This window comes from Paenibacillus dendritiformis (assembly GCF_945605565.1).
GTDB classification, from domain to species: Bacteria; Bacillota; Bacilli; order Paenibacillales; family Paenibacillaceae; genus Paenibacillus_B; species Paenibacillus_B dendritiformis_A.
In genome coordinates this window covers 2,079,935-2,105,574 of sequence record NZ_OX216966.1, presented here as the reverse complement: position 1 = coordinate 2,105,574, position 25,640 = coordinate 2,079,935, and the positions used below count along the sequence as shown (strand labels likewise).

27 protein-coding genes and 1 other annotated feature are annotated in these 25,640 nt (G+C 54.7%); of the genes, 11 read left to right on the top strand and 16 right to left on the bottom strand.

Annotation, left to right across the window (positions count from 1 at the left end; translation table 11 throughout):
- Positions 1-10: 10 nt before the first annotated feature.
- Both NNL35_RS09170 and NNL35_RS09165 read right to left on the bottom strand, forming a co-directional pair.
- The gene (locus NNL35_RS09170; RefSeq protein ID WP_254553316.1) at positions 11-502 is read right to left on the bottom strand and encodes a YhfM domain-containing protein; all 492 of its coding nucleotides are present in this window, start codon (positions 500-502) and stop codon (positions 11-13) included.
- Positions 503-666: 164 nt separating this feature from the next.
- Positions 667-888 carry an alpha/beta-type small acid-soluble spore protein gene (locus NNL35_RS09165; protein ID WP_006675714.1) on the bottom strand — a complete coding sequence of 74 codons (222 nt, stop codon included), beginning with the start codon at positions 886-888 and terminating at the stop codon, positions 667-669.
- 122 nt (positions 889-1,010) lie between these two features.
- Here NNL35_RS09165 and NNL35_RS09160 point away from each other — a divergent pair, with 122 nt between their 5' ends.
- Complete coding sequence (locus tag NNL35_RS09160; protein WP_158000429.1) at positions 1,011-1,184, top strand: DUF5325 family protein; 174 nt, start codon at positions 1,011-1,013, stop codon at positions 1,182-1,184.
- Positions 1,185-1,265: 81 nt separating this feature from the next.
- Here NNL35_RS09160 and trpS read toward each other — a convergent pair whose 3' ends face one another.
- A complete protein-coding gene (trpS, locus tag NNL35_RS09155) occupies positions 1,266-2,246 on the bottom strand; it encodes a tryptophan--tRNA ligase (RefSeq protein ID WP_006675716.1) in 981 nt (326 codons plus the stop codon).
- Between the two features lie 81 nt (positions 2,247-2,327).
- Positions 2,328-2,601 (bottom strand) — a binding site (T-box leader).
- A 235-nt stretch (positions 2,602-2,836) separates the two neighbouring features.
- Here trpS and NNL35_RS09150 point away from each other — a divergent pair.
- Together NNL35_RS09150 and NNL35_RS09145 are read left to right on the top strand one after the other, a co-directional pair.
- A complete protein-coding gene (locus NNL35_RS09150) occupies positions 2,837-3,802 on the top strand; it encodes an aldose 1-epimerase (RefSeq protein WP_006675717.1) in 966 nt (321 codons plus the stop codon).
- A gap of 114 nt (positions 3,803-3,916) precedes the next feature.
- On the top strand, positions 3,917-4,144 hold the full coding sequence (locus tag NNL35_RS09145; protein ID WP_006675718.1) for an alpha/beta-type small acid-soluble spore protein: 228 nt from the start codon (positions 3,917-3,919) through the stop codon (positions 4,142-4,144).
- 135 nt (positions 4,145-4,279) lie between these two features.
- Here NNL35_RS09145 and NNL35_RS09140 read toward each other — a convergent pair whose 3' ends face one another.
- The gene (locus NNL35_RS09140) at positions 4,280-4,672 is read right to left on the bottom strand and encodes a hypothetical protein (protein ID WP_006675719.1); all 393 of its coding nucleotides are present in this window, start codon (positions 4,670-4,672) and stop codon (positions 4,280-4,282) included.
- 247 nt (positions 4,673-4,919) lie between these two features.
- Between NNL35_RS09140 and NNL35_RS09135 the strand changes: the two genes are divergently transcribed.
- Entirely contained in the window at positions 4,920-6,176 is a 1,257-nt protein-coding gene (locus NNL35_RS09135; RefSeq protein ID WP_006675720.1) for a methyl-accepting chemotaxis protein, read from the top strand.
- Positions 6,177-6,298: 122 nt separating this feature from the next.
- On the opposite strand, the gene NNL35_RS09130 is transcribed toward NNL35_RS09135, so the two are convergent.
- Together NNL35_RS09130 and NNL35_RS09125 are read right to left on the bottom strand one after the other, a co-directional pair.
- The gene (locus NNL35_RS09130) at positions 6,299-7,492 is read right to left on the bottom strand and encodes an MFS transporter (RefSeq protein WP_006675721.1); all 1,194 of its coding nucleotides are present in this window, start codon (positions 7,490-7,492) and stop codon (positions 6,299-6,301) included.
- A gap of 28 nt (positions 7,493-7,520) precedes the next feature.
- A complete protein-coding gene (locus NNL35_RS09125; protein WP_006675722.1) occupies positions 7,521-9,311 on the bottom strand; it encodes a M3 family oligoendopeptidase in 1,791 nt (596 codons plus the stop codon).
- A 130-nt stretch (positions 9,312-9,441) separates the two neighbouring features.
- On the opposite strand from NNL35_RS09125, the gene NNL35_RS09120 reads away from it, so the two are divergent.
- Complete coding sequence (locus NNL35_RS09120) at positions 9,442-9,630, top strand: YycC family protein (protein WP_006675723.1); 189 nt, start codon at positions 9,442-9,444, stop codon at positions 9,628-9,630.
- Positions 9,627-9,857, top strand: a complete 231-nt coding sequence (locus NNL35_RS09115; protein ID WP_006675724.1) for a hypothetical protein — start codon at positions 9,627-9,629, stop codon at positions 9,855-9,857. The genes NNL35_RS09120 and NNL35_RS09115 overlap by 4 nt, the downstream gene beginning before the upstream one ends.
- A 21-nt stretch (positions 9,858-9,878) precedes the next feature.
- Here NNL35_RS09115 and NNL35_RS09110 read toward each other — a convergent pair whose 3' ends face one another.
- Both NNL35_RS09110 and NNL35_RS09105 read right to left on the bottom strand, forming a co-directional pair.
- Positions 9,879-10,583 (bottom strand): DUF2225 domain-containing protein, encoded by a 705-nt coding sequence (locus tag NNL35_RS09110; RefSeq protein ID WP_006675725.1) that lies wholly within the window; start codon positions 10,581-10,583, stop codon positions 9,879-9,881.
- 64 nt (positions 10,584-10,647) lie between these two features.
- A complete protein-coding gene (locus NNL35_RS09105; protein WP_006675726.1) occupies positions 10,648-11,052 on the bottom strand; it encodes a globin domain-containing protein in 405 nt (134 codons plus the stop codon).
- A 518-nt stretch (positions 11,053-11,570) separates the two neighbouring features.
- Here NNL35_RS09105 and ylbJ point away from each other — a divergent pair.
- On the top strand, positions 11,571-12,809 hold the full coding sequence (ylbJ, locus tag NNL35_RS09100) for a sporulation integral membrane protein YlbJ (RefSeq protein WP_006675727.1): 1,239 nt from the start codon (positions 11,571-11,573) through the stop codon (positions 12,807-12,809).
- Positions 12,810-12,914: 105 nt separating this feature from the next.
- Positions 12,915-13,751: an NAD kinase gene (locus tag NNL35_RS09095; RefSeq protein WP_006675728.1), complete on the top strand. Its 837-nt coding sequence runs from the start codon at positions 12,915-12,917 to the stop codon at positions 13,749-13,751.
- Positions 13,752-13,825: 74 nt separating this feature from the next.
- Here the strand turns inward: NNL35_RS09095 and NNL35_RS09090 are convergent, their stop codons facing one another.
- Positions 13,826-14,392, bottom strand: coding sequence for a YutD family protein (locus NNL35_RS09090; RefSeq protein ID WP_006675729.1), 567 nt, complete (start codon positions 14,390-14,392; stop codon positions 13,826-13,828).
- A 69-nt stretch (positions 14,393-14,461) separates the two neighbouring features.
- The gene (gene lipA / locus NNL35_RS09085; RefSeq protein WP_085982244.1) at positions 14,462-15,403 is read right to left on the bottom strand and encodes a lipoyl synthase; all 942 of its coding nucleotides are present in this window, start codon (positions 15,401-15,403) and stop codon (positions 14,462-14,464) included.
- 126 nt (positions 15,404-15,529) lie between these two features.
- Between lipA and NNL35_RS09080 the strand changes: the two genes are divergently transcribed.
- Positions 15,530-16,669, top strand: a complete 1,140-nt coding sequence (locus NNL35_RS09080) for a M23 family metallopeptidase (protein WP_006675731.1) — start codon at positions 15,530-15,532, stop codon at positions 16,667-16,669.
- A gap of 586 nt (positions 16,670-17,255) precedes the next feature.
- Here NNL35_RS09080 and yunB read toward each other — a convergent pair.
- The 5 genes from yunB to NNL35_RS09050 form a co-directional block, all read right to left on the bottom strand.
- Positions 17,256-18,230 carry a sporulation protein YunB gene (yunB, locus tag NNL35_RS09075; protein ID WP_006675732.1) on the bottom strand — a complete coding sequence of 325 codons (975 nt, stop codon included), beginning with the start codon at positions 18,228-18,230 and terminating at the stop codon, positions 17,256-17,258.
- A gap of 153 nt (positions 18,231-18,383) precedes the next feature.
- Complete coding sequence (locus NNL35_RS30340; RefSeq protein ID WP_006675733.1) at positions 18,384-19,382, bottom strand: globin-coupled sensor protein; 999 nt, start codon at positions 19,380-19,382, stop codon at positions 18,384-18,386.
- Between the two features lie 530 nt (positions 19,383-19,912).
- Complete coding sequence (locus NNL35_RS09060) at positions 19,913-20,338, bottom strand: hypothetical protein (protein ID WP_040730363.1); 426 nt, start codon at positions 20,336-20,338, stop codon at positions 19,913-19,915.
- A 237-nt stretch (positions 20,339-20,575) separates the two neighbouring features.
- Positions 20,576-21,433: a TrmH family RNA methyltransferase gene (locus NNL35_RS09055; RefSeq protein WP_006675735.1), complete on the bottom strand. Its 858-nt coding sequence runs from the start codon at positions 21,431-21,433 to the stop codon at positions 20,576-20,578.
- Positions 21,430-22,098 carry a potassium channel family protein gene (locus tag NNL35_RS09050; RefSeq protein WP_006675736.1) on the bottom strand — a complete coding sequence of 223 codons (669 nt, stop codon included), beginning with the start codon at positions 22,096-22,098 and terminating at the stop codon, positions 21,430-21,432. Before NNL35_RS09050 ends, NNL35_RS09055 begins: the two co-directional genes overlap by 4 nt.
- Positions 22,099-22,364: 266 nt before the next feature.
- Between NNL35_RS09050 and sspI the strand changes: the two genes are divergently transcribed.
- Both sspI and NNL35_RS09040 read left to right on the top strand, forming a co-directional pair.
- Positions 22,365-22,595 carry a small acid-soluble spore protein SspI gene (gene sspI / locus NNL35_RS09045; protein ID WP_006675737.1) on the top strand — a complete coding sequence of 77 codons (231 nt, stop codon included), beginning with the start codon at positions 22,365-22,367 and terminating at the stop codon, positions 22,593-22,595.
- Positions 22,596-22,766: 171 nt separating this feature from the next.
- On the top strand, positions 22,767-23,825 hold the full coding sequence (locus tag NNL35_RS09040) for a MerR family transcriptional regulator (protein ID WP_006675738.1): 1,059 nt from the start codon (positions 22,767-22,769) through the stop codon (positions 23,823-23,825).
- A 96-nt stretch (positions 23,826-23,921) separates the two neighbouring features.
- Here NNL35_RS09040 and NNL35_RS09035 read toward each other — a convergent pair whose 3' ends face one another.
- Entirely contained in the window at positions 23,922-25,508 is a 1,587-nt protein-coding gene (locus tag NNL35_RS09035) for a peptide chain release factor 3 (RefSeq protein WP_006675739.1), read from the bottom strand.
- Between the last annotated feature and the right edge of the window lie 132 nt (positions 25,509-25,640).

The following is a 25,640-nucleotide window of genomic DNA, read 5'->3' as shown; positions in this document are numbered from 1 at the left end:
GGGGCGAATCCTAGAATCCGCCCCCTGTCTTCGGTCCTTTGGGCTCGTACCACAGATGCAGATCATTGAAAAGCTCCTGCAGCTGGTTGATGGATCGGTCGCTGAGACTGTATAGGGTATGGGACTGGTCCGCATTCATAAATGCGCCATATTGCTCATCTTTCGACAACCATACATAATAGTTGGTATTATTGTAATGAATGCGGAAATGGGGCTGTGCCACCTTCGCCACTCCCTCGATCGGGCGGGCTGACGATATGGCTTCATCAATGGTCCGAAGATGAGTGGGCTCCGTCAAGACGACGAGCAGGCGGTCCTCCTCCCCCGAGTTCATCGACATGGAGTTGACGTTGTAGATTTCGATCTCATCCGGCTCGGGCTTGCTAATGCTCGTTAGCGCAGTCCACGACTGGCCGGACGTTTCATGTATGTACCACAATACAGAGCAGCCTACAATAAGTGCGCCCAAGACCCATATGCTCAGCCGTTTCACTGCACTCATAGTTAGTCTTAACCGCATGCACTATCCCCTTTTTGAGTAAATGTTCATGATTATGAATCTAATTGTTAGACGACAAAATAGCGGAAAAGTTGTGTTTCCGCACCATTTTGTCGATATATAAAAGGCTACTCCGCGCGCAGGAGTAGCCAAAATCAGTGCGTCGATTAACGGTTGCCGCCGGACAGGGATTGCTCGGCGATTTGAACCAGGCGCTTCGTCATGAAGCCCCCGATGGAACCGGTGTCACGGGTCGTGTAGTTTCCGTAGTACCCGTCTTGGGGAATCGGAATTCCCAATTCCTGTGCAATTTCATATTTCATTTGCTGCAGGGCTGCAGTGGCTTGAGGAACGACCAAGTTATTCGTGCGAGATTGATTATTAGCCATGAGTATATCTCCTTTCACATCGGTGGTTCTTGTTGTCGCAAGCTTGCAACCCTATTTTGTCCGATCTACGAAATGTTATACTTCATTCTGAAGCGATTTTTCTTTGAAAAGGAGCGGTAAGCGTGAGTAAAGGATTGGCATTATGGTTCGCGGTTTCTTCCATTGTGCTGTTGACGGGGACAGCCATCACGCTCAGCCATAACATATGGCTCAGCATCCTCTTCGCCATCCTGGCGGTATTCAATATCGGCTTCGGCTTTATCGTCAAGGCCCGGCAGCGCCGCAAGTCGGCCTGATGCGCAGCAGGGCAGGAGCCCGGCAGGCACAAGGTGCTCTCCACGGGGCTCCTGCCCTGCTCTCATTGCCGCGGATGCGGCTTATACAACGAATCCCATCCGGCGCTTCACTTCGTCCAACTGCTTCTGGGCCACTTCCTTGGCTTTCTCCGCGCCGCGGCGCAGCGCCTCCAGATGCTCGCCGTTCCGGCGCACCTCTTCATACCGGTTCTGAAGCGGCTCCAGCAGCGCGACTACGCGCTCGCCCAGTTCCTTCTTGAAGGAGCCGTACATTTGCCCTTCGTACTCCGCCTCGATTGCTGCTACAGACTGGCCGGATGCGTACGAATAGATGCTGAGCAGATTGCTGATCTCGGGCTTGTTGACCGGATCATACTTGACGAGCGCTTCGGAATCCGTCTTGGCCCGGCTAATTTTTTTGCGGATGACATTCGGCGGATCCAGCAGGGAAATGTAGCTTCCCGGATTCGGATTGCTTTTGCTCATTTTTTTGGAGGCATCATCCAGCGACATAATTCTCGCCCCGACCTCCGGAATATACGGATCTGGCATCGTAAAAAATTCGCCGAAACGATGATTGAAGCGGTTCGCTACGTCACGCGTCAGCTCCAGATGCTGCTTCTGATCATCGCCGACCGGAACAAGGTCTGCATTATATAACAAAATATCGGCGGCCATCAGGGCCGGATAGACGAACAAGCCGGTGCCGACCGATTCTTTGCCGGCCGATTTATCCTTGAACTGAGTCATCCGCTCCAGCTCTCCCATGTAGGTGAGCGTCGTTAACAACCAGCCCAGCTCGGCATGCTGAGGCACCTGCGATTGGAGAAAGATGGCCGACTTGTCCGGATCAATGCCTGCCGCCAAATAGATCGCGGCTACCGCCTCGGTCTGCTCCCGCAGCGCTTCCGGATCTTGCGGCACCGTAATCGCATGCAGGTCGACCACCATGAAGAAGCACTCATGCTCATGCTGCAATTTTACGAAATTTTGAATAGCCCCGATGTAGTTGCCCATCGTCAACTGTCCGCTGGGCTGAATGCCGGATAATACCCGTGCCATTGGTCATTCACACTCCTTGTCATTTTCCCTCATTGTGTTGAATAAGCCTTGATTTACACGCAAAAAAGGCCTTCCATCCCGGAAAGGGACGAAAGACCGTGGTGCCACCCTTATTCGTTCGCGCTTGGCCTGCTCTGTCGTAGCAGGACAGACTGTAGCTGTCTAGCCCCTACATGCAATGGGGCCGTTTGCGAACCTCTCTTCCTTTAACGCAGGACTTACGGCAAAGCCTACTCCTCGGTTCGGCTCCGCACTCCAAGGTCCATTCAGTCATCGCAGGAAGCACCGGTTCTCACCAGCCACCGGTTCTCTGAAGCCCGCCGCGAAGCTTACTTGTCCTTATCATCGCTTTGTTCCAGCCGGATGAATGCCATCCAGATTGAATTAGCCATTAGGATATCGAAGATCGCCCCGCTTGTCAATGGGATATCATTCATCATATGACTTTGTCCGGCTGATTTGTTATGATTAGAACCATATCATGCGTGTACAAACAGGCCGGTTCTAAGCACCGGTACGGCCGCTTGAACGCGAAGCAGGCTTGTTGAACAACGTGAACTGGAAGCTGCATGGGAAAAGGAGCAATGAACATGGTTCAAGTGAACAAAGGGCAATGGAACGGGTATGAGACCGTTATCCTAGAAAATGACACTTTGGCAGCTACGCTGCTCCCTGAGCTCGGCTGCAATGTCATCCGGCTGTGGGACAAGAAGGCACAGCGGGACATTTTGCGTACGCCTGCCGAGAGCGACCTGGATTATTATATGACCAAGCCTTACCACTTCGGCATTCCGATGCTGATGCCTCCGGGACGAATCCGCCGCGGTTCATTCACATATGAAGGCGTAAGCTACCAATTCGATCAGAATACGGCGAATGACAACCATATTCACGGGCTGCACCGCCTTCAGTCGTGGACGGTCACCCGGGCCGTTGCTGCGGGCGATGCTGCCGAAGTTACCGCGCAATTGCGCACCGCCGACGATGACAACTGGATGCGGCAATATCCTGCCCCGCTGGAACTGGAGGTCGCCTTCCGACTTCAGGGAGGTACGCTGACCCAGCAGCTGACGGTCATCAATCAGGGCGAACAATCGGCTCCGTTCGGGTTCGGAACCCATACCTGGTTCCTGATCGACGGAGAACCGAACCGTTGGACGATGCAGGTGCCGGTGGCGGGAATATATGAGCTGGACGAGGAATTGATTACGACAGGCAAAACGCTGCCGCTGGGCGACAATAGGGCGCTGCTTGAAGGCATGAATCTCGAAGGCGCCGACTTCGATACCGTATTCAGTGCGGGCGAAGGCAAGCCGGAGGCGTGGTTGACCCGGGAGGACGGTTACCGCATTCGCTATGCCGGCAGCCAGCCTCACTTCAAGCACTGGGTGCTGTATACCCGCGGTACCGCCGACGAGATCATTTGCGTCGAGCCTTATACTTGGCTGACCGATGCGCCGAACCTGCCGTTCGACAGCGAGACGACGGGACTTATCGATCTGAAGCCGCAAGCCCCGGTCACCTTGACCCTGAATCTCGAGATTATCCATCCATAACAGAATGCCAGGTCTTCCTTCGGCCTGGCATTATTTACATTCTCCGTTCCCCTCCCTGACTGCATATTTCTACTCTCGTTCTCCATACTAACAATCACAGGGAGGTGAAACAGCATGCCGAATCAAGGTGGAAGCCGCACCAACAATCTCGTAGTGCCTCAAGCGACTGCAGCTCTGCAGCAAATGAAGTACGAGATCGCTCAAGAGCTGGGTATTCCGATTCCTCAAGACGGATACTATGGCAACTATACGACTCGCGACACAGGTTCTATCGGGGGCTTCATCACGAAGCGTCTCGTTCAAATGGCCGAGCAGCAACTGGCAGGCCGTACGACTCGATAAGCTCAGACGATCTCGAGCATCGTATACCATACTTACGTCTAATTGCCTGATAACACCACAGAAGCTCTCGCCGGCAGGCAGAGAGCTTCTTTTGCTGATTATATTCAAGGCATTCCCCCGAGGTTACAGCCGGCATCAGGAGACGCGTCTATATGTGCGCGCTTCAGGCTTCTCTAACATATGTACCAGATTATAGTTCGATTCAAACCATGTGCTGATGTGCAAGTTGTCCTGCTTCATGACAAAATCAAACACAATCTCTCCGTGAGTCCACTGCTTCTTGTGCTTCAGAACCTCCATCGCCGTCTGGCGGAATTCCGCGACGTGCCGCTTCATTAATCCTTGGCGCAGCGGCTTGATGACCCCATTCTGACTTTCAAGCGCATCATGCTTGACGCCGAATTTGCCTATGACATCGTTGCGAATGCATACAATGACCGTGCCTCCCGTCAGTCCAAGCAGCTCGGATTCCAGCTTATCAAATACCATGCTGAATTGTCTGGCCAATGATATTTCATAAGAGCCCATGACGAATCACACCTCCTTAAGAATACAGAACCATTTTATCGACATAAAAATAGTCCATTAGACACATTATATAGGATATATTACCTTTATTCAACAAATAGCCACAGCATTTTCCTTCTTCTGCAACCTCGATCCTGCAAATGTAAAACTATGGCGGATTGCTAACAATTACATAGACCGGCCATAAGGGCGATGCTATAATGTTGTTATATTATGGACGTATTGGGATGAAAGAAGGGACGGTCATATGAATTGGTTCAATTCCTTGAGTTTTAAGCAAAAGCTGCTCTTTGGCTGTTATGGCATTGTCGGCTTGTTCGCTCTTACTACGATAGTCCTATTGACGACTCACGCCACATTGATTCCAGGCCTTATCACCCTCGTCATCCTGGTTGGAATCAGCTATCCCATCATCAATATGCTGGAACGCTCACTTAACGAACCGATCAAGGACATGTCGAATTCCGCATTGCAGATTGCCAGAGGCGATTTCTCGCAGACCGTGCAGGTGACGAGCAACGACGCGCTTGGCGAATTGGGACATTCCTTCAACTCCATGCTGCTCAAGCTTCGCGAAATATTGCAGCAGACGACCGATATTACCCGCCATGTGTCCGATTCAGGACGGGATATGTACCATAAGAACCAGAACATGAAAATCGCGATGGAACAGGTCGCCGCATCCGCCAATGAATTGGCCGTCGGATCCGCCGAGATCTCCGAGGATATCTCCCAGATGTCCGAATCTATCAAAGAAATCGAACAGAAGGTAGAAGCCTATGCGCATTCCACCCGCGAGATGAACAACCGCTCCGCCACGACACTGGAACTGGTTGCCAAGGGCCGCACGGCCGTGGAGAGCCAGTCCGCCGGCATGGAGCGCAATATCGAGGCGACGGAGCATGTAGCCGCGACGATCGAGCAGCTGGCCCGGCAAGCCGAGGGCATCTCCAAGATTACCCGCACCATTTCCGAGATTGCCGAGCAGACGAATCTGCTCTCGCTGAACGCGTCCATTGAAGCGGCACGAGCCGGAGAGCATGGCCGCGGCTTCGCCGTCGTCGCGCAGGAAGTCCGCAATCTGGCCGAGGAAGCCTCCTCGTCTACGAAGGAAGTCTTTTCGCTCGTGAAGGGCATCGAATCAGGGATTAAGCAAGCGATTACGAATATCCATGCCAATGAAGCCGTCGTACATAGTCAGACCGAGTTGATCCGCGAGACGGAACGAGTCTTCAACGAGATTGTCGATTCCATTCAGTTCATTACGGAAGAGATCGCCGCCTTCGCGCAGGAGAGCGATCTCATGCTGGAGAGCGCGAAGACGATTACCGGCTCCATCGTGAACATCTCCGCGATTACGCAGGAGGCCGCCGCGGGGACCGAGCAGATGTCAGCATCGATGAGCGAGCAAATTGCTTCCGTTCAGGCTACCGTCGAGTCGACCGCGCAATTACAGCAGAAGGTGACCCAATTGCAGCGCACGATTCAAGTATTCAAAATGTAAGTCTTGCGGGACTTCTTATAGACATACAGACAGGCGGCCGAATCTTCGGCCGCCTGGTTCATTTTATAAGGATAATACGAGTTTGGAGCTTTGTGATCAAAAGCGGACTTTTTGAACTACCTCTAATAGGTTGTTGCCTTCGGCGACGCGGCCTGCATACGCTCAGCGCGCTCGCGCCGGAAGGCCCAGATGCCGAAGCCGATCATGCTTACGGCCGCGCAGACGAATCCATACAGATACATTCCGGTCCCGCCATACGCCTCCTGCAGCGCTCCGCCGCTCATCCCGCCCGCGAGGCCGGCCAGGCCGAGGAACACCATGCCGAGCAGCGCCTGGGCGGTCGCCGCAAGCTGGCGGGGAAGGAGCGATGCCACGAATTCGATGGACAGCACCCAGAGCGCAGCATACGTAACGGCCTGCCCTCCTTGCAGAGCGATGACGACCCAAGGATCCTTCACAAAGGCGTACAGCAGCCATCGGATCGCATACAGTGCGCAGACGATCGCGAACAACCGCAGCATCCGCTTCCGGGACACCCATTTCGCCATCACCGCGAAGCCAATGACTTCGCTTACTCCGGCGACCGACCAGGCCCAAGACATCTGGGCAGAGGTCGCTCCCAGGTCACTCAGATGAAGCGAGAGCAGCGCATCGTTCATTCGATGCGGCATCGCCACGATGAAGACGAGCAGCAAGAACAACAGCAAGGCAGGCACCGACAGCGCCTTGCGCAAGACCGTGAGATTGACCACGCTCTCGGCCTCCTTCGCATCGGCCGGCGCCTCCCGCAGGAACCCGATGCCGATAAGCAGACTTCCCCATATCGGCGCATACATCCACATGAGCGAATCGACGCCGCCCCAGGCATCGAACATTTGTCCGAGGACAAGGCCGGTCACGGTGAACCCTACCGATCCCCACAGGCGGATGCTGCTGTATGACTGCCCTGCCGCAACCGCCGTCTTGACCGTTAAGGAATCGAGCAGAGACACGGCAGGCAGGAAGAAAATGTACAGCGCCAGCAGGCTGGCCGCCGCCGCTATTCTTCCCGAAGACAGGAACAAGCAGGCAGCGGCCGTGCCTTGCGCAATCCAGCATCCGAACAGCAGCGGCCGGACCGCTTTCAATCGATCGCTGAGCACGCCGGCCAATGGCTGCACGAACATCGCCAGAAATGGCCCGAGCATGAGAAGCGTCCCCGCTTCCCATGCGTGAAATCCCCGCTCTGTCAGCAAGAGGGGCAGATAGGGAATCAGCAGGGCATTCGTCGAATAGAACACCGCATGGAATCCCTTCAAAAGGCGATTGGATGTCACGAATGTGTCGTTCCTTTCCCGGATCCGCTTATTCCGTCATCTGCAAGAAGAGCTCCACATCCTTGAGTGTTACATTAATGGCCGACTGCCAGAAGTCCGGCTTCGTCAGATCGACGCCAAGATGCTTGCTGGCCAAGTCTTCCACCGTCATGACCGCCGTATCTCGCAGCAGCGCGTCATATTTCGCAGCGAACGATTCGCCTTCTTCCAGCGCGCGCGCATACAAGCCGGTGCTGAACAAGTAGCCGAACGTATACGGGAAGTTGTAGAACGGCACATGCGTGAAATAGAAGTGCATTTTGGAAGCCCAGAAATGCGGATGCAGCGAACCCAGTGCCCCGCAGTATGCTTCTTGCTGCGCTTCCTCCATCAATGCACAGATTTGTTCGCTCGACACCAGCCCCGCCTTGCGCTTCTCGTAGAAGCGAGTCTCGAACAGGAAGCGCGCATGGATGTTCATGTAGAAAGCAATCGAACGCTGAATCTTGTCTTCCAGGAGCCCCAGCTTCTCCTGCTCATCCTTCGCTCCCTTCACGGCCGAATCGGCTACGATCATTTCGGCGAAGGTGGAGGCCGTCTCCGCGACATTCATCGCATAGCGCTGGGCGAAGGCCGGCAGTCCTTCCATCACGTGCTGATGATAACCGTGCCCCAGTTCATGCGCCAGCGTCGATACGTTGGAAGGCGTGCCCGCATACGTCATGAAGATGCGCGTCTGGTTGCTGACCGGCAATGAAGTACAGAAGCCGCCAGGCCGCTTCCCAGGGCGGTCCTCTGCCTCGATCCAGCGGTTCTCGAACGCGCGTACCGCGAAGTCCGCCATCCGCGGGCTGAACTTGCGGAATTGCTCGACGATGGCGTCCGCGCCATCATCATAGCTGATGGTGGTCTGGCTTCCGCCGATCGGAGCGTCCACATCGCACCAGCTCAGCTTCTCTACGCCGAGAAGCTTCGCCTTCCGCTCCAAATATTGAACGAACTTCGGCTTATTGCGGACAATCGTATCCCACATCGCACCTAGGGTCGCTTGCGACATCCGGTTTCTGGCGAGCGGCTCCTTCAGAACATCGTCCCAGCCGCGGCGTTCGTACAGCTTCAGACGGAAGCCGGCAATATGATTCAGCGCGTCAGCGCAGAAATCGGCCTTGTCGCTCCATTCCTGCTCCCACAGCTTGAACATCTCTTCGCGAACGCGGCGGTCCGGATGTGACAGCTTGTTATGAGCCTGTCCTGCCGATAATTGCTGGTTCACGCCGTTCTCTTCGTAATTGATGCGCACATGGGAGACGATGGTATTGTACATTTCCGCCCAGCCGTGATATCCGTCCACCGCAAGATCTCCGGCGAGCGCTTCCAGCGCCGGCCCCAGCTTCTCCTTGGCCGTCTCGCGCCGTTCGTTCAAATTAAAGCCGACCCCTTCGATCTCCGGCAGCGCCAGGAACCGGGACCATAGCTCATCCGGCATTCCGCGGAGCAGCTCATCGTACAATGCGTCGATGGCAACCAGCTGCGCCGACAGCGCCGACTTGCGCCCCGTTAATTGCACCGCCTTCTTATCCTGAAGGTTCTGAGCGGTCAGACAGCTGATAAAGGCGCCCGCCTCCTGCATCCGGCGATTCAGATCCTGCAGCCGGGTGGTTAGCTTCGCCAGCGCCGGGATGCTGTCCTTGCTGAGCGGAGAAGACATCTCTTTCAGTTCCCCTTTCAACAGAGCCAAGTCCTGTTCGATCGCGGCGAAGGATTGCTGAAGCGCTTCCGAATCAGACCCTCCCGGAAATATCGATTCCAGATCCCATGTCGGATTTAACGGATGTTGCATAATTGCGGACACACCTTTCTTTTCTTGGAATAAAAAAACAACTGCAGCAATTTGAGTTTTGCATGTTGAGCGTGTATAACTAAACTATATCAAAAAATTGAGCAACCCGCATAGAAAGGATGGCGACTCGATGAGACCTTTGCAAATATCTGCGGATACCGCCGTCAAGCTGTCCCAGGCGCTGGGCGTTCCGATTGAACAGCTCATGCATATGCCGCAGCATATTCTGATGAAGAAGCTGGCCGAACTGGCTGCCGCAGAAGCGGAGAAGGAACCGGCCGAACCGGCGGCCGATTCCGAGGGGGAGCGTTCACAATGATTCCGTTCGAGAATACGGTTCCTTATGACATCATTATGGGGGATATGTATATTCCGCAGTGCCCTTTTTGCCATGAGGATAATGTGCTTGTATCGCTGAAGCCGAAGGAACTGCCCGACATTCGCGACGGAAAGAAACGGCTGCTCATCATGCCCTGCTGCCATAACCGGATCGTCGTCCTCGATGCCGATCGCGACTATTTGCTGGCGGATCGGAAGATTCGCTAGCTCCCGGTTCTCCGCAACCCGTTAGATCGGCGTGCCCTCCGGGTTCTCCTTCCCTTCCTGCATCTCCTCCCGCATCTGCTGCCACTGTTCGCGCGCGGCCCGAATCATCGCCGCATCCATAATCCGTTTGTCCTGTATGATCCGAGTGAAGTATTTGCCCGCTTCATTATACTCGCCAAGCCGGCGGTGCATCTCGCCTATCATATACATGAGCCGCGCATCGTTCTGATCCTGCCATTCATACTCATATACCGATATATAAGCCTCCAGCGCGAAGCGCAAATAGCGCTGCTCCTCGGCCTCCATCCCGCGGTAGCGGAACAGCCAGGCGATATGGTGCAGCAAGCCGGCCACGACGCGCTTATGCTCGCCAATAGTCTGAGCCGTCAGCAAGGCCAGCTGATACGTCTCCATTGCCTGCTCCCATGTCCTTTCGCCTCCGTACTCTTTGCGTGTCCATTGGGAAGCGATACGCTCCCGGAACGCCTGGCGCTGGGCATGATTCCAGTTCTTTATCGAGTTCTCGGTCGATGCGCAGCCGCAGTTCGGGCATACCCGCACGACATAATAATCCGGATTCAGCCGGTGCTCTGCATAATGGGGACAAAAATCACTGTCGATCTGGGAAGGCTTTTTGAAGCGTGAACGTACACGCGAGATGTCGAATGATTCCGCGCAAAACGGGCATTCCATTCTTGTTGTAAACAGCGGTTCTATTTCTACCAAAATTCTCCCTCTCCTTACACGTTCTCTGTCGGGGATACCGGCATCCTGCCGGCAGGACTGCGTTCTATGCTTGTCCCTCTTCATCCGGCGTGTTCACGAAGTGGTGCGCCGGGCCGGACAGCCGGGTAATCACCATGTCCCGAAGCTCCGGTTCCAAGCCGATCTCCGTCAGCGCTTCGCGCATGCAGCCGAGCCAGGCCTCGGCCCGGGCAGGCGTCACCGGGAACGGCAAATGCCGCGCCCGCATCATCGGATGGCCGTAAGCATCGGAAAAGAGCGAAGGGCCGCCGAAAAACTGCGACAAAAACATAAACTGCTTTTCCATAACCGGGTCAATATCTTCAGGAAACAAAGGGCCCAACAGCGGGTGAGCCTGGACTTTGGGATAAAAGGACTCCACGATGCGGCGAATCGTATCCGCTCCGCCAATCGCATCATACAGCGTATTGTAGCGTTGCATGCGTTCCATAGCACAGCTCCTGTCTTACGGGGCCAGACGCAGCATCCTTGCCGTTGCGGCGCTGCATTTCCGGCCTCCGGTTAATTTGAATGGTTGCTTGCTCCCCCTCACTTTAGTATAAAAAGAGGGCCTTTTCAATGTGATGCTTCACGTTCCCGGTAAAAAACAAAAAAACGCTGAATCCTTCAGCGCTTGCGTAAAATGATTAACTTTCCCAATCTTCTTCCGGTGGTCCCATTAACGACTCTCGAATGACGTAGACGAAAGCGCAAACCAGGATGCCAGCAATAATGCTCATCCGTATCACCCCTAACGAACGCGTTCCATCTCTCTATACTTGTATTTTATCATAATTATTTTCAAAATAATACGAAAACATGCAACCGTTTTCTTTACATTTTGATTACAGAAATATTGCGGAACGAAGGCAGTGCAAGGCTTCACGCCTGTCATGATTGTCCCTTTCCTCTCATAAACTTGAAAGTATGGAGTGCTCATCGGCTTGACAGGAAAGGAGAGTGCTTTGTATGAACCGCAGGACAAGCCGCATCCTTCTCATGCTCCTTATCGCGGGGGTGTTGAGCGCTTTTGCGGCCCTGATGGCCATTTACCCGTCTGCCGCACTCAGCTCGGCGGTTCGCGGCCTATCGATATGGTGGGACGTCCTGTTCCCTTCCCTGCTCCCATTTTTCATCATCTCCGAAGCGCTGCTCGGCTTCGGCATCGTCCATTTTATCGGTGCGCTGCTCGATCCTGTCATGCGGCCGCTGTTCCGCGTGCCGGGCATCGGCGGCTTCGTCGTCGCCATGGGCTACGCGTCCGGCTACCCAGTCGGGGCGAAGCTGACGACGAGGCTGCGCACCGATCGGCTCGTCACCCGCGAGGAGGGGGAACGTCTCATCGCCTTCACCTCCACCTCCGATCCGATATTCCTGATCGGGGCGGTAGCCGTCGGCTTTTTCGGCAATGCCGGCCTTGCCCTCATCCTCGCGGTCGCCCATTATGGCGCCGGGCTTATCATCGGCATCCTCATGCGCTACCATGCGGACGCATCGCCGATGACCCCTTCGCAAGGCGCCATTAGCGGGTTTGAAGGCTCTTTGTTCCGGCGCGCGTTCCGGGCGATGCATCACGCGAGACAGCAAGACGGACGCTCGCTCGGAACGCTGCTGCGGGAGGCCATCGGCTCCTCGCTTCGGCTGATGACCGTCGTCGGCGGGCTCGTCGTCTTTTTCTCCGTATTGATGGAAATGCTCGCCTGCATTGGCGTCATGCATATGATCGACCGCCTGCTCCAATCCGCCCTGGCATTGTTCCATTTGTCGCCTACGCTGGCACCGGCCTTCTCCGGCGGCTTGTTCGAGGTCACCCTCGGCGCCAAGGGAGCCGGGGCGGCCGTCGCGGCCGGACTTCGCTCGCAGGTAGTGGCAGCGGCCTGGATCCTGTCCTGGGCGGGACTATCGGTTCACGCTCAGATCGCGAGCATCATGAACGAATGCGATATGAGGTACCTGCCTTTCCTGACAGCTCGGATGCTTCATAGCCTGTTGGCAGCGGCAGCGGCCTACTTCCTCTTCCCGCTGCTGGCGCCATACGCCGAGGAAGCAGCGATCTGGATCCCTTCGCAGGTGTGGGACCAAGCCTACACCCCCTGGGAGACCGCCTGGCATTCCTTGCGCGGCGGATTATGGACATTGCTGATGGTATGCTGCCTGCTGTGTGCCGCCTCCCTTCTGATCGTGGCCTGGCAGCGGATGCGGAGATAGCAGACGGAGAGATTCTTGTCGAAAACACGATTGTAATCCGGGCGCGGAACGTATAAGATGGAGTTGATATGTTCCACAATACCGTTCGACAAAGGAGTCAAGGCCTTGAAATATGCAGTATTGAACCGGGGAGACGAATTGTCCGTCTCTTTGACGGAGACGTTTCATCGTTTGGCTGAGGCGCGTGGACTGGTGCGAGATGACGAAGAACCGGAGATCGTTCTGTCCATCGGCGGGGACGGCACGATGCTGCAAGCCTTTCACCGCTACATCAACCGGATTGACCATACCGCCTTCGTCGGGATTCATACGGGGCATCTTGGCTTTTATGCCGACTGGAAGCCGGATGAGATCGAACTGCTCGTCCACATGATGGCGGAGAACCGTTCCAAGGATCAGATTAACCCTCGGATCGTCAGATACCCGCTCATCGAGCTTGAGCTTGACAGGGAGGATACGGGGAAGAAGACCTATATCGCCTTGAATGAATTTACGCTGAAATGCACGGACAATACATTGGTCGCCCAGATCGACATCAATGATGAATTATTTGAAATGTTCCGCGGTGACGGAATCTGCGTATCGACGCCATCGGGAAGCACCGCCTACAATAAGAGCTTGGGCGGCGCCATGGTTCACCCTTCGATTCCGGCCATCCAGCTGGCTGAGATTGCATCGATTAACAACCGGGTCTACCGGACACTCGGGTCATCCTTGATCCTGCCGAAGCATCACCATTTCGACATTCGGCCGCGGCAAGGGCAGAACCTGCTGCTCTCTATCGATCATATCAATATCCGGCTGTCTCATCTGCGCTCGATTCGCTGCCGGGTGGCGGATCAGCGGGTCACCTTCGTCCGCTATCGGCCGTTCCCCTTCTGGAAGCGCGTCCGTGAAGCCTTCCTCGGATACGATGAGAACGGCTGCTACCCAACGAATTAGATTATCAGTTAATACAACAACACCTCCCGCTTCGCATGATGCGATAAGGGAGGTGTTCATGTTCATAGCCGCGATCAAGAGCGGTTGTCCTTTGGGGGACGCGGTTCCTTCGCGGATACCTTCGCGATATCCGATCGCTTGGCTTCATTGGAATGATGGCCTCGGTTCTTGTGGCGATGGCGCGGACGCGGCTTGCGCTCCTGCATGGCCGGCTTCGCCTGAGGCTCGGCATCGGATTCCGGGGTCGGGACTTTCGGCTGGAGCGAGATGCCTTGCTTCGTCGCGGCATCCTCCCTATTGTCCGGTGCGGCCCCCTGCGTCTCCTCCTCATCCCCGTTATCCTGGGATTGGCGGTGGCGCGGATCTTTGCTGCTCAACTTCTCCACGATGAAATAAGCACATCCGAAATTGCAGTATTCGTTAATATAATCAACAATGCCGGAGGAAGTCGTGTCCTTCGTCGACTTCGGATGGTTATCCCGGAAGAAGCCTTTCAGCCGCAGCTGATTGTATCCCCAGTCGCCTACGATATAATCATACCGTTCCAGCACTTCGCTGTACCGGTCGCGGAATGCCTCCGGATTCCACGCGTTCTTATGCTCCTGAATCACTTCATATGTCTGGCCGCTAATATGGAACATGCCCGTTATTCCTCCTTCCCGTAACCCCGGATTGCGTCAGAGCCATGCCCCGCTTCGGCAGCTATCCCGTTAGCTTCCGGTTGCTTGCGATGTGGACATGGCCTGATGGGCCGACTTCACTTGTTCATGCGCATGATACGAGCTCCGAACAAGCGGCCCCGATTCGACGTGGCTGAAGCCCCGCTTCATTCCTTCCTGCTTCAGCTCGGCGAATTGATCCGGATGATAGTATTTGGCGACATCCAAATGCTTCGGCGACGGCTGCAAATATTGTCCCAACGTCAAAATATCGCAATCGACTGCCCGCAAGTCATCCATGGCCTGCAAAATTTCGTCCCATTCCTCGCCAACGCCGAGCATAATGCTCGACTTGGTTGGAATCCCCGGCTGCATCTCCTTCGCCCGTCGCAGCAGTTCCAGGGAACGGGAATATTTCGCCTTGGCCCGTACGCGGTCGGACATCCGCTCTACCGTCTCGATATTATGATTCAATATATCCGGCTTCGCGTCCATCACAACACGCAGCGCATCCCAATTCCCCATGAAATCGGGAATAAGCACTTCTACACTGCACAATGGCATACGACGGCGGATCGCTCGAATCGTCTCCGCGAAGATGGAGGCGCCTCCGTCCTGCAGGTCGTCCCTTGCTACGGAAGTGACGACGCAATGGCGCAAGCCCATGCGCTCAGCCGCTTCCGCTACACGTTCCGGCTCCTGCAGATCCAATTCGGTCGGCATGCCGGTGTTGACCGCACAGAAGCGGCAAGCACGCGTGCAGATATCACCCAAAATCATAAATGTTGCGGTGCGGTTGGCCCAACACTCGTAAATGTTCGGACACCGCGCTTCCTCGCATACGGTATGAAGCGTTTTTGAGCGCATCATGTCTTTGATTTCGGAATAATTTTCTCCTGTGGTCAGTTTGATGCGTATCCAGTCTGGTTTCTGCTCTTTCGTTTTCATCGAGTCATTACCTTCTTTCTCCGTTCGCTTTACCTTGACCTCAATTCAGTATTATACCATGAACCCTCCAAATTCCATACCTACATGTCCCAGGTTCGGATAAAAAGCCCGTTCGTGCACATTCTAACATTAGATCTGTATTTGGGACAGGCATAAGGAGGGAAATCACGCATGAAGCAAGCTGCCATATTATGGGCCGGCTTGGCGCTATGGGTCGTCATCTGCTCGCCGATGGACGCCTCGTCGGCAGGGAAGAAGGATGAATTCCATCCGATTGCATCTTCAGTGTCCGAATCCGCCTCGACCTCGCCTAAGCCCGACACGGTGAATATATGGCGGGAACGGCGGGATTTATACGAAAAGATGGGAACCTTAACCGGCATTCCCTGGTACCGGCTTGCGGCTATCGATCAATACGAACGGACATTGACGAAAGCCAAGCCGAAGCAGCGCCAACATCCGGAGCGGTTAACCGGCGTCTTTATCGATCCGCCGAAGTGGGTCGGCATGCTGAATCCGGATTGGGAAGATCAGAACCCGGTCTCCATCTCGATGTTCAAGGGGATGGGCCGCGACGGCTCCGGAGACGGGCGGGCCGATATGAACAATGACACCGACTTGCTGTACAGCGTCGCCGGCTTTATCGGCTCCTATGGCTTGAGCGAGGACGACTTCGGCTCCGGTCTGTGGAATTATTACGCCAATCCGCGTGCCGTGCAGCGCGTGAAGCAGTTCGCCCGTCTCTATGAACATTTCGATCAGCTTCAATTGTTCGACACGGCCTTCCCGCTTCCCGTGACCGCCGACTATTCCTACCGCAGCACCTGGGGGATGGGGCGGCATTACGGAGGATTCCGCATCCATGAAGGAACCGACATATTCGCCGGTTACGGCGTTCCCGTCCGCAGCACCTGCTACGGAATCATCGAGGTCAAAGGCTGGAACCGTTACGGCGGCTGGCGGATCGGCATCCGCGACATCAACAACAATTACCATTACTACGCCCACCTGTCCGGATACCAGAAAAAAATAAAAATCGGCGACATCGTCACCCCCGGACAAACGATTGGCTGGGTCGGCAGCTCCGGCTACGGCCCCCCCGGCACCGCCGGCAAATTCCCGCCGCATCTGCACTTCGGCATTTACCGGGATCGCGGACTGGTGGAATATGCCTATGACCCATACCCGCTGCTGCGGCAGTGGGAGCTGTCCGACCTGCGCAAGCTGAAGGAGCGGCGCAAAACCACTTCGCTCCCCCCGATGACTCCGGCCACAGTCCCGGCGAATAGCGGGAAAAAGCAGCAGCGCTAAATTGTCCTGTGCGCTTGCCGTTGCCGGTCATCTATAGTCAGTGGGACGCGAAGCTTCATCCCTGGACGGCTTACCGATAATACCGCAGGGGATGTCCGCCGTTGCGTTCCCGCGAGAAAAGCGATTCCGCTTCCGGATCGCTTTTTTTCGTGTGTATGCGCTAGGGGCGGCCGGCAACCGCTTTACTTTTTAAATTGAACTTTCTGACCGTAACCCGCCAATGCCTTAACCACTTTTTCCCGATAACGCCCCCCCTTACCTATTTTTCAGTCCTTATATCCACTCTCCCATTCGTTCAGAAATATATGCAAACCCGGGAATGTTCTAGCACTGCATATTGTACACCCGCTTCGTTCCCGCCCATTCCCTGACGGACGGGAGACTGGCCATAATGTACTCTACACCTGCATCCTCCTGACCGATGGGGAGAGTGGCTATACCGCACTCTACACCTGCATCTCCTGAACGACGGGAAGAGCGGCCAGAAGCGCCCCGCCCCACCTGCTCGCTCAAGGTAAGCCAGCCCAAGTCCTCTCCCCCTGCAAAGCAAGAACCGGGGCCGACCTGCCCCGGTTCTCCATTCTTTTTATGGTTCTGCCGCTGATGGCGGCGGCGGCTCGCTTCCGCCGGATGGCTCGCCTGACGGCGGCACCGTCTCGGTGTGCGCCGGCACGCTAAGATTGTCGTTGTCCGAGGAATTGACGGCACCGGATGGCGGCAGGACCGGCAAGGACAGGGCAGGTGCTTTCTCACGGTTGCTTCCGACGGGTTGCCCCTTGCCATCGTAGTAGTACATGGGCACATCGCCGACGACGAGCAGATACGAGATGGGGATTTCCGTTTCCACCACTTCAGGCTCCAGATCGAACGGGATTACAATCGCTACTTCTTCAATGACTCTGATATAAACCTCCACCAGCACCATATTGATGCCGACATCCATCGGCCGGGTGCTTAACTCGACCTTCGCTGCGCCCTGCGGCTCCATCCGGAAAGGGACCCTTGGACCGAAGGAGGCGATGAGCGGACTGCCCAACGCTTGCCCGAGCGGAATATGTTCCTTCAATTCCTGGGTCTGCTGCAGCGTCCGCTGCACGATCTCAACCGTCTCGGACGTTATCCGCATATGTTCGTTATAGTTCAAGACGAAGCTCGTCACTTTGCCGCGTGAATCCGTCTTCCATTCGATCAGCTTATCCAGCTCCCGGCCCCGCATCACCTGATCGGTAATCGCTTTGTTAATGGCTTGCGTAGCAATTTGCTTGACCCGGATTTTGGCGAGATGCATGAGCGGCCCGCGCACATGCTTATCTACATACACGAACAGCTGTACCGTCAGCAGCGTCATAATAACGAGCGCGATGAACACATATTTACGCTTGCGGCGCGGCTTGGACGGCCTCACCCCTTGCCAAGCGGGGCCTTGGGGGGCCTTCTTGCTGCTCATGCTTCGGCCCCAGACTCTGCGAGGACGCCATCCCGAAGGCTTGCGCGGTTGAATCGAGATGCGCGGCAGACGCCAGCGTGTCGCTCGGAAGCCGCGGGAACGCCATCTGGCCATACCTCTCCGCTCCCCCTTTCCGGCCTCGGATACCATGGTTGGCCTGTACGATTCCAGTGTATGCGGCCATCATCCAAAAAAGAAGGACACCCTCAGCGACTTCGCAGGAAGAAGCGGTGCTGACTCCGCCTATAGGAGCTCCAGCTGTACGAATTATTTTATGCTTTCCAACTGCGCTGTCACCTTTTCAATCATTTTCACAAAAGAAGCCAGTTCCCGGGAAGAAGCCACTTGCGCTCTCGCATGGGCAGCCGATTGCTCCGAATTGTGCCGGACAGCCGACAATCTCGCTTGAATATGCTCCAACTTGTCCTCAATCGTATCCAGCGATTCCTTCGTGCGGCGGGCCAGCTTCCGCACTTCCTCCGCGACCACCTGGAAGCCTCTGCCGTGTTCTCCTGCCCTTGCCGCTTCGACGGCAGCATTCAATCCGAGCAAATGCGTCTGATCGGTAACCTCCTTCATCACCGAGCCGATATGATGAATCGCTGTGACTTCCTGGGCCAAATACTCGACGTTGTGATGCGTCTGCTCCTGGAAATCGGCCGTCTGGCAGGCCGCTGCAGCGACCGCTTCGCTGCTGCCGCTCAACTGCGCCAGCATGGCAGCCAAGTCTTGAATCGCCGCGCTGACAACCGTCAGCACAGCATTCTGTTTCTCGACCAACTCTTGAATCTTTCCTTTCTCGTCGCCTTCATACGCCTCGAGAACCAATTGCGAATCGAGATTGAACATTTTGCTAAGCGAGTGAATGATGGTCGTCCATTCCTCCGGCATCATCCGCTGGAAATGTGCTGTCGCCAGATCGAGATACAGGATATACGTTCCCAAATACCAATTCGTCGTCAGTCCGATGCGGGAATGGACTTTCCCGATATGTAAGCGCTTTTCGATAAATGGCTCATTAATGACTCCCGACGCCATGGACAAAAAGTACCAGCGCTGGGTCTCCTTCAGCCGTTCAACCGTGCTGTGCTGGAGAATGATGCGATGAAGCTCGGGCTGAGCCGTAATTTGTTCATAGAGCTCATCCACCAACATATCGACGACCGCACGAAATTGGGTTTCCTTGCTATGCAATAGATCGACATCGAAGTCGGTTATCCCGATGTAATTTATCTGTTCTCTTCGCTTCGTTCCAAGATGAATCATACCGCAGACCGCCTTTTCCTTACTCTGAATTCAATCCTTTGCCTATTATTGGATATCAGAATATATATATCGGACATCACGGAGAAAATCATAACAGCAATGAAATCCGCGGCATCTCGAATTTGCAGGATCAACTTCAGTCTGCAATGTAATATAGGCGAAGCAAGGCGACTATCGGTTCATTTTCTTGGGCAACAAAAAAAGATGGCAGACAGGATCTTCTGCCACCTTCTTGGTTATAAGATCATTTGAGATGAAAGTGACATCTGGACGAGGTCTATGTCGTTTCGTTCAGGCCGCTGCAAATACACGTCCTGTTCTGCGCAGCGCCTGTCGGAGATATTTTCACTTACAAAACTCTACAGGATCACAGAAATCAATACTGCTATCTTTGTTAAGGATTACCGTAACATGCTCTTGTTGATTTTTGTCGTAAAAAGTCAGTCTAAGTGCAGAACTCGGGCTGTTTTTAATAACTAAATCAACCTCCTTTTGTTGAATGTTATCGCTAGTTTTCTTTCTTAAAAGAATTACAGTCCTGGTATACTCATTTTTTGTTTTTTTTCACTTTCTTTCGAATCTAATGTATAAGGTAAATCATTTTCTTGTATAATTTTTTGAATTTCTTTTTGTAAAGACATCTGTGTTTTATGAGAGGGCGGTGTTCTAAAAAAACGACTAATGTCTGCTGAGTAAATAATAATTACTGGAGTTACAATAATAGAAATAATAAAAGTATAGAGAGCAATCATTGCTAGCTCTGAGTTCTTCTTGTTCCGGTATATAAGAAACAACAAAATACTATATCCAATGATAATCATCGATAGTAAAAAAATTTGTATCCCTCTGGAGCCTGAATCAAAGACAATAAATCCGGGCTCACCCAAAGTCATCAAAATACTTACGCCTAGACCACAGCTAATCACTCCGAGACCAATACTAACTAGCACCAACAATATGCAATTCTCAATTTTTATCACCTCCATACCTAATATTCGGAGGAAATAATAGAAAAGTGAATAAATCCTCTATCGTTTAAAAAAACAGGAATTCAGCATCTAAAAATACACTTTTTCTAATCAACTTTACAATTTATATGTCAAAAATAAACCAAATGGCAGCAATTCCTTGAATGCCAAGGAGTTTGCTGCCATTTGGTGTCTAATAATTATGATATATAGTCTCAATTTACGTTACAACTCACATTCACAGCCGTCATTCTGTATTGTATAATGCCGCTGCCGCATCGCCTCGTAGAGCAGTACGGTCGTCGCCATGGCGACATTCAGCGATTCGGCCTGGCCGCGCATCGGGATAATCAAGGTGTCGTCGACGAGAGCTTGTACGGCCGGGGATACACCTTGACCCTCATTGCCGACGACCAGCCAGAGCGGCTGCCGGTAATCGTAGCCGTAGCAGGAATGCGAAGCCTGCAGACTCGTGCTGGCCAGCCGCACCCCGTGCGCCTTCGCTTCGGGGAGCAGGGACAGCAGATCGGCTTCGACTACGGGGAGATGGAAGATCGATCCCATCGTCGAGCGTACCGTCTTGGCGTTGTACACGTCCACCGTGCCTCGGCCCAGGACGACTCCCGTCGCCCCGACAGCGTCGGCCGAGCGGATGATCGTGCCCAGATTGCCGGGGTCCTGCACCCCGTCTACCGCCACCACGAGCGGCATGTCCGCGCCAAAGAGAGTCCCTGGCTCGAGAGCCGGCTTGCGCACGACTGCGATGACCGGCTGTGGGGTCTCTGTCTCGCTCAGCTTGCGAATAATGGCATCCGTGACGCCGATCCATTCCGGCTGCCCTCCGCCCGCTGCTGCGGGTCGCGGCGCATCCGCATACGGCATCAGCTCCGTGGGAATATCGCGCGCTTCATCGCACAGGACGGCCTCTACCGGGGCACCGGAGGCAAGCGCTTCCTGCACGAGATGGATGCCTTCCACGAGGAAGCATCCTTCCTGCTTGCGGCCTTTGCGTTCCCGCAGCGACGCCCATCGCTTGACGCGGGGATTATGAACGGAAGTAATCGTTTCAGTTCGATTCATCATGACTCGGCATACGCCAGTTCCAGGTTTTTCAGATGATTATTCTGCCCCACGATAACCAAAATATCCCCATCCTTAATCCGGTCTTCCGCATACGGCGATATATTGGTCGTGCCATTGTTCTTGATCGCCATGACGTTGCAGCCGTAGCGGGCGCGGATATCCAATTCCTTCAGGTTCTTGCCTATCATAAGCGAGGAAGCCCGCATCTCCACAATCGAATGGTCCTCCGACAGCTCGATATAGTCCAAAATATTCGGCGAAATCAAATGATGCGCGACCCTTGCTCCCATATCCCGCTCCGGGAACACCACTTTATCGGCGCCGATTTTGCTCAATACTTTACCGTGCAGCTCGTTCTGTGCCTTGACGACAATCATCGGCACGCCCAGGTCCTTCAAAATCAGCGTCGTCAGAATGCTGGACTGAATATCTTGTCCGATCGCCACGACCACGACATCGAAGTTGCGGATTCCGAGGGCGCGGAGCGCATCTTCATCCGTCGAGTCCGCCGATACGGCATGCGTTACGATGTTCACGACCTCCTGTATCTTCTGCTCACTGGAGTCGATGGCGAGCACCTCGAAATTCATGTTGCTTAAATTTTGCGCCACGCTGGAGCCGAATCGTCCCATGCCGATAATGGCAAATTGCTTTTTAGCCGTCATACTATCACCTTCCCCATTCATCCGACACTGCTTATTCTTTCTCAATTATACCACGCCCATCCAGCGAGATGAAGGGATGCCCCCGTCCTCGCCTGTATGAGGGTCACTCAATTGGGGAACGTTATACGCGAGGTGCCGGTTCGCCGTCTGTCAGTCGATAGTGTATCCCGCTGGATGTCTGGCTTGTGTGCCAAATCATCCCTCAGGGTGACGCTGCGATGGGGATAGATACGTAACCGGCACTGTAAGGAAGGAGGGAGCAGCCGATGGCCGTCACACTTAACTTACGCCAGGCGATTGTGCAGAAAGTGTCCAATAAGCCGGATAAGGATGTCATTGACATGATCGAAGGCTCTATCGATTATGATGAGCGGGCGCTTCCCGGACTTGGCGTTCTGTTCGAATTAATCTGGAAGGAAAGCGACAGCGAGCTGCGTCAGCAGATGGTGGATACGCTGCAGCACAAGCTGCATCAAGACGATCAGCCCCGCGCCTGATGGAAGGCAAAAACGCGAATCTGCCGGATTACCCGGAACGGATTCGTGTTTTTGTGCTGCTTTCTGATCATGTCAGACCACGCTTCCAGCTTTTTAAGAGAGGAAATAAAAATAGAGACTTTACTTTAACGCGGCGTCAAGCGTTACAATACATCTGAAAGGAGCTGGCCTATGAAAATTCAGGAAGCGGCCGATCGGCTCGGCTTGACGACGCGCGCGATCCGTTTTTATGAGCAAAAGGGCTTACTGTCCCCAGCCAAGCAGGAGGACAACGGGTACCGCGTCTTCCGGGAGGAGGATATCGAGCGTCTGCGCATGATTGCCGCGCTGCGCGAGCTGAACCTGCCGCTCGACCAGATTCGAGAATGTCTTGACGAGGCGCTGGAAGGGCGTCTGGCGGCGCTGCGCCCTTATCTCAATCAGCAAATGCAGCAGTTAGCGCTGCAGTATACGGAGCTGCAGCGTCTGCTGGGCATGCTGCGCCGTCTATTGGACAGGGATGACACCGAACAGGAGGGGGAAAAGATTGTGAGTCAATTACATCATATCGGGGAACAGTCGCAGCGCTATGAGAAGTTGCGCACGGAGTGGCGCGATCGGTGGAATTTCGATGCGCAGGCGAGCCGCTACGATGAAGCCGTGTCGAACAATACGGATTCCTTGCGGGTTCATGCCGATTACGACAGCATATTGGACCGGGTGACGCGGGAGGCTGCGCCCCGGCCGGGAGAGAGCGGACTGGAGCTCGGCGTCGGCACGGGCAATCTGGCCGGACGCTTCCTCCGCGAAGGAGCGGCCATGACAGGCATCGACCAATCCGACGCCATGCTGGAGCAATGCCGCGGGAAATATCCGGCCATTCGTCTGCTGAAGGGCAATCTGATGGCCATTCCGCTGGCGGACGTCGCCTTTGATTTCATCGTATCGACCTATGCGCTTCATCATCTCACCGATGATCAGAAGGAGATTGCCTTCGAGGAGATGGGCCGGCTGCTCCGCCCCGGCGGACGGATCGTCATCGCCGATCTGATGTTCATAGATAACGAGCACCGTACCGCATTCCTTGACGAGTTGAACGCGCGCGGTGACAAGGCCTCCGTCGAGGCGGTCCTCGATGAGTACTTCGCCGACCGTTCCCGGCTCATCCGCTGGCTGGAGCGCCACCGCTATGAGGTGAGAGCCGAGCAGCTGAACCATCTGATGCATCTGCTCGTCATCCGCAAGCCGTGACAAGGGGATTCAGCAATCATCCGCTTATCAACAGAACCCCCTCATCATCTTGAATGAGGGGGTTCGCTTATTATGATCGCGTTGAGTACCAGTCCGTTATGGCGCAGTCTCCAGGAAATTCAATTCCGGCATTTTGTCCATGGCGGTTCGCATCGCATATTCATTTTCGAACAAGGCGACGAAGTTGCCGGACTTGTCTTTGACGAGCTGCGAATTGATGCGGAATTTGGACGGATCGATATTCGGCCCCGTCACCCATCTCGCGAACTGGTACGGCAGCTTCATCAGCTGGACGTCGACCCCGTACTCCGCCTTCATCCGGTATTCGAAGACCTCGAACTGAAGCTGGCCAACGACGCCCAGTATCGTCTCCTCGAAGACGCTCGCGGAATGGAATACCTGAATCGTTCCTTCCTCGGTCAGCTGGTCGACGCCCTTCTGGTACTGCTTATGCTTGAGTGCGTTTTTGACCGTGACGCGAGCGAAGATTTCCGGGGAGAAGATCGGAAGCTCGTCGAACGTGACGACCCCTCCCTGACTCAAGCTGTCCCCGATGCGGAAGATGCCCGGATCGAACAGCCCGATAATATCGCCCGGATAGGCTTCCGTTACGATGTCCCGGTCCTGGGCGAGGAATTGCTGCGGCTGCGACAGCTTGATGTCTTTGCCGACACGCACATGCTTGACGCTCATCCCCCGCTCGAACTTCCCGGAACAAATGCGCAGGAACGCAATCCGGTCGCGGTGGGCCGGGTTCATATTGGCCTGAATTTTGAACACGTAGCCCGTGAACTTCTCATTCGTCGGCTCGATCGGGCCTTCCGTCGATTGACGCGAAGCCGGCTTCGGCGCCAATTGCAGGAAGTTCTCGAGGAAGGTCTGCACGCCGAAGTTATTGATCGCGCTGCCGAAAAAGACCGGCGTCAGCTCGCCCCGCTTCACTTTCTCATAATCGAATTCGTCTCCGGCTACGTCCAGCAGCTCCAGTTCCTCGCACAGCTGGTCATGCAGATGCTCTCCCGCGATGTCCCGGATGACCGGATCACGGTAATCGTCCACCTTCTGCACCTTGATGACGGAATGGTCGTCGCCCTGGAACAGCTCCACCTGCTTCTTCATGCGGTCGTAGACGCCGCATAGCTGGCGTCCCATGCCGATCGGCCAGTTCATCGGTACCGATCGGATACCCAGCACTTGCTCGATCTCTTCCATCAGCTCGAACGGATTCCGTCCTTCGCGGTCCAACTTGTTGATGAACGTGAAGATCGGGATGCCCCGCTTGGCGCAGACCTGGAACAGCTTGATTGTCTGGTTCTCCACGCCCTTCGCCACGTCGATCAGCATGACCGCGCTGTCGGCCGCAGTCAACGTCCGGTACGTGTCCTCACTGAAATCTTGGTGGCCCGGCGTATCGAGGATATTCACCCGATGGCCGTCGTAGTCGAACTGCATCACGGACGACGTAACCGAGATGCCGCGCTGCTTCTCGATTTCCATCCAGTCGCTCGTCGCATGCTTGCTCGCTTTGCGGGCTTTGACGGTTCCCGCGAGGCGGATCGCTCCCCCGAACAGGAGCAGCTTCTCGGTCAAGGTCGTCTTCCCGGCGTCCGGGTGGGAGATGATCGCGAAGGTGCGCCGCTTCTCCACTTCTTGCTTCAATTCTTCGGATAATGATTTGCTCATTAGACATAGCCCTCTCATCTAAAATCACGTATTCGTTATTGTATCACAAAACAGGGATGCCCATAAATGGACAATGCACACATCTCTTGCGATCTCGGCAAAAATATTTTCATGGGAGCGCCAAAGATGACA